General features: G+C 70.3%; 8 protein-coding genes. 3 read left to right on the top strand and 5 right to left on the bottom strand.

The window, feature by feature from the left end:
- Positions 1-18: 18 nt before the first annotated feature.
- On the bottom strand, positions 19-969 hold the full coding sequence (locus AC5RUW_RS03305; RefSeq protein ID WP_494159372.1) for a zinc-binding dehydrogenase: 951 nt from the start codon (positions 967-969) through the stop codon (positions 19-21).
- A 166-nt stretch (positions 970-1,135) separates the two neighbouring features.
- Between AC5RUW_RS03305 and AC5RUW_RS03300 the strand changes: the two genes are divergently transcribed.
- Positions 1,136-1,801 (top strand): SDR family oxidoreductase, encoded by a 666-nt coding sequence (locus tag AC5RUW_RS03300; protein WP_494159371.1) that lies wholly within the window; start codon positions 1,136-1,138, stop codon positions 1,799-1,801.
- Positions 1,802-1,834: 33 nt separating this feature from the next.
- Here the strand turns inward: AC5RUW_RS03300 and AC5RUW_RS03295 are convergent, their stop codons facing one another.
- Entirely contained in the window at positions 1,835-2,836 is a 1,002-nt protein-coding gene (locus AC5RUW_RS03295) for a LacI family DNA-binding transcriptional regulator (protein ID WP_494159370.1), read from the bottom strand.
- Positions 2,837-2,991: 155 nt separating this feature from the next.
- Between AC5RUW_RS03295 and AC5RUW_RS03290 the strand changes: the two genes are divergently transcribed.
- Positions 2,992-3,990 carry an SDR family NAD(P)-dependent oxidoreductase gene (locus AC5RUW_RS03290; RefSeq protein WP_494159369.1) on the top strand — a complete coding sequence of 333 codons (999 nt, stop codon included), beginning with the start codon at positions 2,992-2,994 and terminating at the stop codon, positions 3,988-3,990.
- A gap of 78 nt (positions 3,991-4,068) precedes the next feature.
- Here AC5RUW_RS03290 and AC5RUW_RS03285 read toward each other — a convergent pair whose 3' ends face one another.
- The 3 genes from AC5RUW_RS03285 to AC5RUW_RS03275 form a co-directional block, all read right to left on the bottom strand.
- Positions 4,069-4,536 (bottom strand): SRPBCC family protein, encoded by a 468-nt coding sequence (locus tag AC5RUW_RS03285; protein ID WP_494159368.1) that lies wholly within the window; start codon positions 4,534-4,536, stop codon positions 4,069-4,071.
- Positions 4,537-4,617: 81 nt separating this feature from the next.
- Positions 4,618-7,086, bottom strand: a complete 2,469-nt coding sequence (locus AC5RUW_RS03280) for a phosphoketolase family protein (protein ID WP_494159558.1) — start codon at positions 7,084-7,086, stop codon at positions 4,618-4,620.
- Positions 7,087-7,176: 90 nt separating this feature from the next.
- Positions 7,177-9,804, bottom strand: a complete 2,628-nt coding sequence (locus tag AC5RUW_RS03275; protein ID WP_494159367.1) for an ATP-dependent DNA ligase — start codon at positions 9,802-9,804, stop codon at positions 7,177-7,179.
- Positions 9,805-9,893: 89 nt separating this feature from the next.
- On the opposite strand from AC5RUW_RS03275, the gene AC5RUW_RS03270 reads away from it, so the two are divergent.
- A complete protein-coding gene (locus AC5RUW_RS03270; protein WP_494159366.1) occupies positions 9,894-11,369 on the top strand; it encodes an SDR family oxidoreductase in 1,476 nt (491 codons plus the stop codon).
- Positions 11,370-11,521: the final 152 nt, after the last annotated feature.

The raw sequence follows: 11,521 nt of genomic DNA, 5'->3' as shown, positions 1-11,521 counted from the left end.
CGGAAGCTGCGCCGGGACTTAGTACTTCGCGATGAAGCGGCCGACCACGCCGCCCTTACGGAGCTTGTCGATCGCGTCCGGGATCTCAGCCTGGGTGATGATGTTCATCGGCGGGTTCAGCTGGCCGGACTTCATCAGCTCGTACAGGGCCTCCAGGTCCTCCTTGGTGCCGGACTTGGAACCCTTGATGGAGAGCTGGTTGATGATGATCGGGTAGGTGTTGATCGTCGCTTCCAGCCGGCCCATGCCCACCTGCACCAGGGTGCCGAATTCGGCCAGGGTCTCGATGGCCGCCGCGGTGGTGGTGCCGAAGCCGGCGTAGTCCACGATCAGGTCCAGGCCCTTGTCCTTGAACTCGGTGATGGATTCGGCGACGCCGGCCAGGCCGATCTCGTCGGCCAGCTCGCGGGTGGCGGGGTTGATTTCGGCGCCGTAGACCTCCGCGCCGGAGAGCACCGCGACCCGGGCGCCGATGTAGCCCAGTCCGCCGAGGCCGATGACGCCGACCTTCATGCCCTTCTTCGCGCCGCCGACGGCGATGATCGCGTGGTAGGCGGTGAGGCCGGCGTCGGTGGCCATGGCCGCGAGGTCGAAGGGAACCTCGTCCGGGAGCTTGACGAGGTTGTCGTCGGTGGCCAGCAGCTTGGGCCCGAAACCGCCGTCCCACTTGCCGTAGCCGAGCGCGTCGCCGTCGCTCATCACCGGTGCCAGGCCCACCCGGTCGCCGACCTTCCAGTGCTCCATGCCCTCGCCGACCTCGGTGATCACGCCGGCGTTCTCGTGGCCCATGGTCCGCGGAAGCTGGAAGAACAGCGGCATCCAGCCCGGGTCGTCCAGGGCGGTGACGTCGGAGTGGCAGACGCCTGCGGCCTTGACCTCCACGACCACCTGGCCCGGCCCGGCGTGCGGCTCGGGCACTTCATTGAGTTCCAGCGGCTTGTTGGTTCCGGTGAACTGCCATGCCTTCATGGGGCATCTCCTTCGATGGTGCATGTTCTTGCATTTCCAGATTACGCCCGCTCCCGGGCCGGATCCGGCGGTGCCGGCGAACGTGCATCTGCACCATAAGTGTGCTTACTGTTGCGTGTGGGGGGCGCTGCTCCCCCGTCCGGTTTTCCCGATGGAAAGGACTCATATGTCACGCGTAGCCATCATCGGCGGCCACGGCAAGGTCGCACTGCACCTCGCGAAGGACCTCACCGCCAGGGGCCACCAGGTCACCTCACTGTTCCGCAACCCCGACCACGCCGCAGACGTCGAAGCCACCGGTGCCGCCGCCGTCGTTGCCGACGTCGAGCACCTTTCCACGGAGGAGATCGCCGACAAGCTGGCCGGCCAGGACGCGGTGGTGTGGTCCGCCGGTGCCGGCGGCGGCTCCCCGGAGCGGACCTATGCGGTGGACCGCGACGCCGCGATCCGTTCCATGGACGCCGCCCAGGCCGCGGGCGTGCGCCGGTACGTGATGGTGTCCTACTTCGGGGCCGGCCCCGATCACGGCGTGCCCGAGGACAACGGGTTCTTCGCCTATGCCGAGGCCAAAGCCGCGGCGGACGCGCACCTGCGCGGCAGCGGCCTGGACTGGACGATCCTGGGCCCCAGCGGGCTGACCACGGATCCGGGCACCGGAAAAATCGAAACCGGCCCGGGCATCGAGGGCCGCCAGGTCTCCCGCGAGGACGTTGCCCTGGTGGCCGCGGAGGTGCTGGACCGGCCCGGAACCATCGGCCGGATGATCGAATTCAACAACGGCTCCACCCCGGTGGCGGAGGCCCTGGACGCCCTGGCGGATCGAAGCGCCTGAGCCTGATGCCGGCGGCGCCTCCGCGCTCCCTGCCTAGGCCGAGGTCCGGCGCACCAGGGTGACCGGCGGCAGCCGCGCCTCGCCTTGCCCCGCGCCGTCCGGGACGCAGGCTGCTTCCGCGCCGCCGGCGTCGGGAGCCGACAGCTGGGCTAACCGCTGTCCCAGCCGGCGGGCATCCACCCGCACCGTGGTCAGCGGCGGCACCGCCAGCGCCGCGAGCGGAATATCCTCGGCGCCGATGACGGCCAGGTCCTGGGGAGCAGCGAGGCCGCGGCCCGCGAGCCCGGAGAGCAGCGCGAAGGCGTACTCGTCGTCGAACGCGCACACCGCGGTGACCGGCTCCGGGCGCCGGCGCCACTGCGCGACGGCGGCCCGGGCCTGGTCTGCGTCCAGCTCCATCCGTGCGACGGCCGGCGCCGGCAGCCCGTGCCGGACACAGGCGTCCTCCACTGCCGCCTGGCGAACCCGTGCCCGCCACTCGTAGCCTGGCGCCGCAGGCAGCGCCAGGCCCAGCCGGGTATGCCCGGCGCCGGCCAGGTGCTCCACCTGCTGCGCACCGATGCCCAGGTCCGGGGACAGCGGATCCTCCAGCTCGTCCTGCAGGCTTGCCACCGGTGTGCCGGAGGCGCGCAGTTCGGCCAGTTCGGCGGGATCCAGCGGCGTGGTGAGAATCAGGGCGGCCGGCGCCAGGGCCCGCACCAGGGCCGCGGCGCCGCCCTGCGGCGGCAGCCGGTGCGCCAGCAGCCGCTGCCCGCGCAGCTCCACCTGCTCGCTGGCGGCATCCAGCACCATGGCCAGGGCCTGGCCCAGCGGTTCGGGCGGCAGCAGCATCAGCACCACATCGCTGCGGCCGCGGCGCAGGGTGCGGGCCGCCGTCGACGGCGTGTACCCCAGCGTGCGGGCGGCGGCGAGCACCCGGTCCCGGGTGGCCGCGGAAATGCTCTGCCCGGACCGGCCGTTGAGCACGTAGCTGACGGTGGCCCGGGAGACGCCGGCGGCCTGCGCGACGTCGGCCGAGGTGACCCTGCGCTCCACGTGCCTGCCCCTCCCGACCCGCGAAAAACACGGGATGATGATGCTTCGATTTGTCCGGTAATCTGACGATACAGGCAACTTACACGTGTAACCCGGGGTTGCCTGCGCAACGGCCGCGCAACCACGGCCGTCCCACCGACCGAAAGGACCGGCACGTGGCCGATCAGCCCATCACCGCCCAGAACACCGTCCAGCAGTGGCTCGACCACCCGGCAGGCGGCCCCGCCATCCGCGGCATGCTTGCGCAGGCAGGCAGTGACGAATCCACCCTGGGCCCGGCCCTGAGCCTGAAGCTCCAGCAGCTGGTGGACCTCAGCCAGGGCAAGTTCCCGCAGGCTGCCGTGGACCAGCTGGTGCTGGCAGCCAACGGGGGCGTTATGCCGGAGGCCGCCGTTGCCGAGCTGCCCACCGTGCCGGGCCGCTTCGAGGGCAAAACCGTCATCGTCACCGGCGCCGGCAGCGGCATCGGCCGTGCCACCGCAGCCCGCATCGTGCGTGAAGGCGGACGCGTCATCGCCGTCGACATCGCCGAGGCGAAGATCAACGAGCTCGCCGAGGAAGCCGGCGACGCCGTCGTTCCGGTCGCCGCGGACCTCACCGACCTCACCGCCATTGACCGCATTGTGGCCGCCGCCGGCGGGCAGATCGACGCGCTGGCCAACGTGGCCGGCATCAACGACGACTTCTCTCCGCTGCACGAAGTCACCGACGCCATGTGGCAGAAGATCTTCGCGGTGAACGTGGACGGGCTGGTCCGCCTCACCCGCGCCGTGCTGCCGGGCATGCTCGAAGCCGGCAAGGGCTCGATCGTGAACGTCACCTCCGAGGCCGGCCTGCGCGGCTCCGCCTCCGGGGTCGCCTACACCGCCTCCAAGCACGCCGTCGTCGGCATCACCCGCAGCACCGCGTTCATGTATGCCCGCGAAGGCATCCGCGTGAACGCCGTGGCCCCGGGCGGCGTCGCCACCGGCATCCCGATGGGCGGCAAGACCAGCGAGTACGGCGAGGCGCACCTGGCCCCGGCCCGGGTGAACATCCCCGGCCTGGCCTCCGCCGAGGACCTGGCCGCGTCCATCACCTTCCTGCTCTCCGACGACGCCGTGAACATCAACGGCGCCATCCTGCCCTCCGACGGCGGCTGGTCCGCGGTCTAGCCACTGCAGTACGACGGCGGCCGGTTTCCTTCCGTTGAGAAGGGAACCGGCCGCCGTCGTGCTGTTAAGCCGGAGCTGCTACGCCCCGGAGACCGCCGCAGCGAGCTTGTTCAGCGACTCCTCCAGGTCATCCTTGGAGACCATCGGGAAGTTGACCTTCTTCAGGGTCTCCTTGTCCGTGACCTTGGACCAGTCATAGGTGAGCGTGACCTCGGTGGAGTCCTGGCCGAGGGCCTGCAGCTCCCAGACCCACTCCCAGCCCTTCGGCTCGGTGCCGGCGGGCGCGGTCTGCCAGGCGATCAGCTTCTTGGGGTCGAATCCGGTGACGTGGTTCTCGGTCTTGTAGTCCCCCATCTTGTCGTTGTGCATGTTCATGGTGAACACATCGCCCACCGCAGCGATGCGGTCGGTCTTCTCGTCCGAAACCACCATGCCGGAGCCGTCCAGTTCGTGGTGCCGCTCCGGGTTGGACAGCAGCCGGAAAATATCCTCCGCCGATGCGTCGATCACCCGGGTGACTACCACGTTCGTCTGCTCACCTGACATATGTTGATCTCCTTTTCGTCGGTTCTTCTTACTTCCGGCGGCGCGGGGCCGCCGAAGATTGTGCCGGGCCGCACGGCGTCGTCAGCCCGGAGTGTCGGCTTCGGCCTCCTGCAGGTTCCAGCCGGAAATGTAGGGCGGATCCTGGCCTTCGTCGCGGGTGTACTGCCGGGCGCGCAGCCGCTCGTCCTGCAGCCGCTGCCGCAGCGGTGCCTGCCGTTCCCCGAGCCCGGGCACCCGGTCCAGCACGTCGATGGCCAGCTGGAACCGGTCGATCTGGTTCAGCATCGCCATGTCGAAGGGCGTGGTGGTGGTGCCCTCCTCCTTGTAGCCGCGCACGTGCAGGTTGGCGTGGTTGGTGCGGCGGTAGGTCAGCCGGTGGATCAGCCACGGATAGCCGTGGTAGGCGAAGATGATCGGCCGCTCGATGGTGAAGAGCGTGTCGAAGTCCCGGTCCGGCAGCCCGTGCGGATGCTCCGCCGGATCCTGCAGCCGCATCAGGTCCACCACGTTGACCACCCGGATCCGCAGGTCCGGCAGGTTCTGCTTCAGCAGCGCCGCCGCGGCCACGGTCTCCAGGGTGGGGACGTCGCCGGCGCAGGCCATCACGACGTCGGGCTCCGCCGCCTGCGCCGGATCGGCCGGCTCGCTGCCGGCAAAGTCCCAGATGCCGATGCCGCGCTGCACGTGCAGCTTCGCCTGCTCCGGATCCAGCCAGGCCGGGGCGGGCTGCTTGCCGGAGACCACGACGTTCACCCGGTCCCGGGTGCCGAGGATGTGCTCGGTGACGGCGAGCAGGGTGTTGGCATCCGGCGGCAGGTACACCCGGATCACGTCGGCCTTCTTGTTGACCACGTGGTCGATGAACCCGGGGTCCTGATGGGAGAAGCCGTTGTGGTCCTGCTGCCAGACGTGGCTGGAGAGCAGGTAGTTCAGCGAGGCAATGGGCTGCCGCCAGGCCAGTTCGCGGGAGACCTTCAGCCACTTGGCGTGTTGGTTGAACATCGAGTCGACGATGTGCACAAACGCCTCATAGCAGTTGAAGACCCCGTGCCGGCCGGTGAGCAGGTAGCCCTCAAGCCACCCCTCGCAGAGATGCTCGGAGAGCACCTCCGCCACCCGCCCGCTGCGCGCCAGATGCTCGTCGACGGCGTCGATGCGCTGCTGCCAGACCTTGTCGGTGACGTCGTAGACCGCCTGCAGCCGGTTCGACGCCGTCTCGTCCGGCCCGAAAATGCGGAAGGTGGACGGGTTGAGCCGGATGATCTCGCGCAGATAGCCGCCGAGGTTGATCATCGGGCTCACCTGTTCGGCGCCGGGGCGCTCGACGGCGACGGCGTGGTCCGCGTAGGCAGGCAGGCGCAGGTCCTGCAGCAGCCGGCCGCCGTTGGCGTACGGGGTGGCGCTCATCCGCAGCTCCCCCTCCGGGGCGAGGGCGGCGATCTCCTCCCGCAGCCGGCCGGCGTCGTCGAACAGGTCCTGGGGCCGGTAGGAGCGCATCCACTCCTCGAGCTGGGCCAGGTGCTCCGGGTTGTCGTGGATCTCGGACAGCGGCACCTGGTGGGCGCGCCAGGTGCCCTCCACCTGCTGCCCGTCGACCTTGCGCGGCCCGGTCCAGCCCTTGGGTGAGCGGAGCACGATCATCGGCCAGACCGGGGCACCCGCGCCGGCGGGCGCATCACCGGCATCGGGGACCGGCGTCTCCGCGTCCGGCGGCGTCTCCCCGGAGCGGTACCGGGCCTGGATGGCGCGGATCTCCCCGACGCAGGCGGCCAGGGCGGCGGCGAAGTCCTCGTGCGCCTGCTCCACGGCGTCCGGGTCCTCGACGGTGACGAAGTAGGGCCGGTATCCGTAGCCTTCCAGCAGCTTGGTCAGCTGCTCTTCGGGCATCCGGGACAGGATGGTCGGGTTGGCGATCTTGTACCCGTTCAGGTGCAGGATCGGCAGCACCGCGCCGTCGGCGGCGGGGTCCAGGAAGCTGTTGGAGTGCCAGCTGGCGGCCAGCGGGCCGGTTTCGGCCTCGCCGTCGCCGATGACGGTGGCGGCGATCAGGTCCGGGTTGTCGAACACGGCGCCGTAGGCGTGCGCCAGCGAGTAGCCCAGTTCGCCGCCTTCATGGATGGAGCCCGGGGTCTCCGGGGCGGCGTGGCTGGGAATGCCGCCGGGATAGGAGAACTGCCGGAACAGGGTGGCCAGGCCTTCCTCGTCCAGCCCGACGTGGCTGTAGATCTCGGAGTAGGTGCCTTCCAGCCAGGCGTTGGCGACGTTGGCCGGGCCGCCGTGGCCGGGGCCGGTGATGAACAGGAACGGCTGCCTGGTGGCGCGGATCAGCCGGTTCAGGTGCGCGTAGATGAAGTTCAGGCCCGGGGTGGTGCCCCAGTGGCCGAGCAGCCGGGCCTTGACGTCGGCGGCCTCCAGCGGGCGGCGCAGCAGCGGGTTCTCGCGCAGATAGATCTGCCCGGCGGAGAGGTAATTCGCCGCCCGCCACCAGGCGTCCACCTCGGCCAGCTCCCCGGCGGGCACGGGTGCGGTGCCGGGCAGCGGGTCGGTCATGGTTCCGGCCGGGGTGCCGGTGCCGGGCTCGCTCATGGTCAGCTCCTTCGTTGGGGTCGGGGGTGCTGAAGACTGTCGGTTCGGGTTCCGCTACGGAACCTCCAGGACGACGTCGGACGGTTTCTTGTCCGGTCGCAGGCCGCGCCAGACCGGGTGGCGCAGTTTGCCGGTGCCGGTCATTTCGGCGTAGGTCACCTCGCCGACCAGGGCGGGCCGGACCCATTGGGCGTCGGCGGCGTCGGAACGGGGCACGTCGGGCAGCGGGGCGGTCTTGCGGCCCATCTTCTTCAGCTTCGAGCCGAGCACGGCGAGGTCCTTCTCGCCGAGGCCGGAGCCGACCCGGCCGATGTACTGCAGCTCGGTGCCGTCGGGCACGGCCAGCAGCAGGGACCCGACCTTGTTCGCCCGGTTGCCCTTGCCGGGCCGCCAGCCGACGATGACCACTTCCTGGGTCAGCTGGTGCTTGAGCTTGATCCAGGCCTTGGAGCGCCGGCCGGGAGCGTAGGTGCTGTCCAGGCGCTTGGCCATCACGCCTTCCAGGCCGAGTTCGCGGCTGGACTCCATCGCCTCGTCCAGGTCCAGCTGCAGCACCGGGGGCACCTGGATGGTGCCCTCCGGCTCGGGTTCGACGGCGGATTCCAGGATCTCGCGGCGCTGTAGGTAGGTCAGGTCCTCGAGGGAGTTGCCGTCAAGCCAGAGCAGGTCGAAGAGCATGAAGTGCACGGGGGTGCGGGCCGCGGCGACGTCGATCTCCCGCTTCTTCGTCAGGTGCATCCGCGGCTGGAGCAGGCCGAAGTCCGGCCGGCCGGCGGCGTTCAGGGCCACGATTTCGCCGTCGAGGACCGCGCGTTCGCCGTTGAGCCGTTCGCCCAGCTGCTGCAGTTCGGGGTAGGCGGCGGTCATGTCATTGCCGTTGCGGCTGATCAGCCGGACGCCGTCGGGGGTTACGTCGGCGATGGCCCGGACGCCGTCCCACTTCATTTCGTAGCCCCACTCCTCCTCGTCGCCGATGTCGGCGCGGGTGCCGAGGGTGGCGAGCATGGGTGCCAGGGCGGGCATCCCGGCGTCGGCCATGTCCGCGGCGACGGCTTTGGCGTCGGGAACCTGGGGCAGCGGGCGGCGGGTGGTGGGCGGCGGCGGGACGTCCTCGGCCGGGTCGCCGCCGTCGCCGTCCTGCGGATCGGGCTGGTCCTTCATGAGGTGGATGAGCCAGTTGTCCTTGCCCTGCTCGCGGCCGCCCCCGGTGTGGATCAGCGCGAACCGGCGGACGCTGCTGCCCTGGCCCGCCAGGCCGCCGTCGGGCTGGCCGTGCAGCACCGCGATGACCTCCTTGCCGTCCCGCCATTTTTCCCGCTCGTAGGTGCCGTGGTCCCAGATGGTGACATCGCCGCCGCCGTATTCCCCTTTGGGAATATGTCCCTCGAAGGTGGCGTAGTCCAGCGGATGGTCCTCGGTCTGCACCGCCAGATGGTTCTTTCCCGGCGAGGTGGGCGGACCCTTGGGCAGCGCCCAGGAGACCAGCACGCCGTCGTGTTCCAGCCGGAAGTCCCAGTGCAGGCGGCGGGCGTGGTGTTCCTGGATGACGAAGCTGTTGCCCTCCCGGGCGGGGGCCGGCTCGGCGGGAACGGGTTCGGGCGTCTTCTGCGGATCGCGCATGCTGCGGTATTTGCGCAGCCGGTCCGGGCGGCCGGCCCCTCTGCCGTCATCGCCGGCTGCGGCGTCTGCTTCGTCGCCGGCTTCGTCGTTGCCGGCTTCGGGCCGGTCCATGGCCTCGGCGAGCGCATCTTCGCTCAGCTCGCCGGCGTCGCCTCCGCCCTGTTCCAGTCCCTCCAGCGGATCGCCCAGCGTCTCCAGCCGGTCCAGGACCTGTTCATAGTCGAGATGCTCCAGGTCAGGGTCCTCGAGCTCCTCCCAGGTCCGCGGCGCGGCGACCATGGGCCGGAACCGGCCGCGCAGCGAGTAGGGGCAGATGGTGGTCTTGTTGGCGTTGTTCTGGCTCCAGTCCACCAGCACCTTGCCGGTGCGCAGCGACTTCTTCATGTCGGAGACCACCAGGTCCGGGTGGTCGGCTTCCAGGGCCCGGGCCAGTTCATGGGCGACGGCGTTGACTTCGTCCGCGGTCTGCGTGCCGTCCAGCGCCACATAGAGGTGGATGCCCTTCGAGCCGCTGGTCACCGGGCGGGCGTCCAGGCCCATGTCATCGAAGATCGCCCTGGCCCAACGGGCCACCTCGGCGCACTCCGGCAGTCCGGCTCCCTCGCCGGGGTCCAGGTCCAGCACCAGCCGGTCCGGGTTGCGGATGGCCCCGCGCGGGCCGAACTGCCACTGCGGCACGTGGATCTCCAGCGCGGCGGACTGGGCCAGCCAGGTCAGGGTGGCCAGGTCGTTGACCACCGGGTAGACGTTGGTGCCGCTCTTGTGCTCGATCGGGAAGCTCTTGACCCATTTGGGGGCGGAGTCCTCGATGTTCTTCTGGAAGAACACCTGCCCGGGCTTCTCCGGCGTGCCGACGCCGTGCACCCACCGCTTGCGGGTGGCCGGCCGCATCCTGGCGTGCGGAATCATGACGTCCGCGACGGCGGCGTAGTAGGCGAGGATGTCGGCCTTGGTGGTTCCGGTTTCGGGATACAGGACCTTGTCGAGGTTGGTCAGGCGCAGCCGGTGTCCGTCAACGCTGACCGTTTCCTGCTGCGACTTTGTCCCCGTGGTTCCCGCCATATCCCCTAGTCTTGCGGGATTGAAGGCAAAAGGCCAGCATTTCCTCAGCGTGCTTAGTATTTGCTTGGGGGAGGGGCTATCTTGGCCCCATGGCCCAAGAACGCATCCTGGTCACCGGCGCGACCGGTTACATAGGCGGGCGGCTGGTGCCGCTGCTGCTCGAGGACGGGCACCGGGTCACGGTCCTGGCCCGCACTCCGGATAAGCTTCGCGACGTGCCCTGGGCGGCCGACGTCGACATCCGGCAGGGCGACCTGTCCGACCCCGACTCCGTGCGTGAAGCCTTCCGGGACATCGGCACCGTCTACTTCCTGGTCCATTCCATGGCCTCCGGTGCCGGGTTCGCGGGACAGGAGGAGGCCATCGCGCGCAACACGGCCCGCGCCGCCGAGGACGCCGGGGTCCGCCGGATCATCTACCTCGGCGGACTGCACCCGGACGAGGGCGAACTGTCCCCGCACATGCGCTCCCGCACCGCCGTCGGGCAGGTCTTCCTGGACTCCGCGGTGCCGGCGGTGGTGCTGCAGGCCGGGGTGGTCATCGGCTCCGGCTCCGCTTCCTTCGAAATGATCCGGCACCTGACCGAAACCCTGCCGGTGATGCCCGCCCCGTCCTGGGTCCGCCGCCGGATCGAACCGATCGCGGTGCGCGACGTGCTGCATTACCTGGCCCGGGCGGTGGACCTGCCGGCGGATACCAACCGCACCTTCGACCTGGGGTCGCGGGAGGTGCTCACCTACGCCGAGATCATGAACGGTTACGCCGCCGAGGCCGGCCTGCCGCAGCGGCGGATCTTCGCCCTGCCGCTGCCCGCACCGCGCCTGGCCGGGCTCTGGGTGGCGCTGGTGACCCCGATTCCGCTGGCCATGTCCCGGCCGCTGGTCGAGTCGCTGCAGCACGACGCCGTCGCGAAGGAACATGACATCGACCGGTACGTGCCGGCCCCCGCCGGCGGGCACACCGGCTACCGCGAGGCGGTGCGCCGGGCGCTGGGCAAGGAGCAGCGCGGCGAAGTGGAAACCACCTGGGCCGGCGCCACCCCCGCCGCCGATGCGGCGTCCCAGCCGCTGCCCAGCGATCCGGAGTGGGCCGGCCGGAAGGTGTACGTCGATTCCCGCCAGCGCCGGGGCGAGGCCGCCCCCGCCCGGGTGTGGGAAGTGATCGAAGGCATCGGCGGGCGCAACGGCTGGTATTCACTGCCGATGGCGTGGGCGCTGCGCGGAATCCTGGACAAAACCGTCGGCGGCGCCGGACTCAGCCGCGGCCGGCGCCACCCCAAGCGCCTGTACACCGGCGACGTCGTCGACTGGTGGCGGGTGGAGCTGCTCGAGCGCGGCAGCCTGCTGCGGCTGCGGGCGGAAATGCGCGTCCCCGGCCGGGCCTGGCTGGAACTGGCCGTGGACCCGGACGGAAAAGGCGGCAGCGTGTACCGCCAGCGGGCCATCTACTTTCCCCGCGGGCTGACCGGCCGGCTCTACTGGTGGCTGATCTCCCCGTTCCACGGCCTGATTTTCCCCGCCATGGCCCGCAACATCCTCCGCCAGGCCTCGCGGCTGCCGGCCTGAGGACCCGGCCGGCCCCACGCCGGCGCAGGGACGTTCCGTCATCGACGCCCGCGCGCCAGCGGGTGCTCATAACTTTCGCGTATCATCAGGGCGCACAACAGTGTTCGCCTCCGGCCATCGGCGGCAGAATGGACTGGAATGCCCGGGCCGGT

The organism is Arthrobacter sp. Y3222053 (assembly GCF_059092805.1).
Note: the sequence above shows the minus strand (reverse complement) of the source record. Positions and strands in the feature narration are given on the sequence as shown.

Coding starts and splice junctions, on each gene's coding strand:
- AC5RUW_RS03305 (WP_494159372.1), bottom strand. CDS start 969: ATGAAGGCATGGCAGTTCACCGGAACCAACAAGCCGCTGGAACTCAAT.
- AC5RUW_RS03300 (WP_494159371.1), top strand. CDS start 1,136: ATGTCACGCGTAGCCATCATCGGCGGCCACGGCAAGGTCGCACTGCAC.
- AC5RUW_RS03285 (WP_494159368.1), bottom strand. CDS start 4,536: ATGTCAGGTGAGCAGACGAACGTGGTAGTCACCCGGGTGATCGACGCA.
- AC5RUW_RS03280 (WP_494159558.1), bottom strand. CDS start 7,086: ATGACCGACCCGCTGCCCGGCACCGCACCCGTGCCCGCCGGGGAGCTG.
- AC5RUW_RS03275 (WP_494159367.1), bottom strand. CDS start 9,804: ATGGCGGGAACCACGGGGACAAAGTCGCAGCAGGAAACGGTCAGCGTT.
- AC5RUW_RS03270 (WP_494159366.1), top strand. CDS start 9,894: ATGGCCCAAGAACGCATCCTGGTCACCGGCGCGACCGGTTACATAGGC.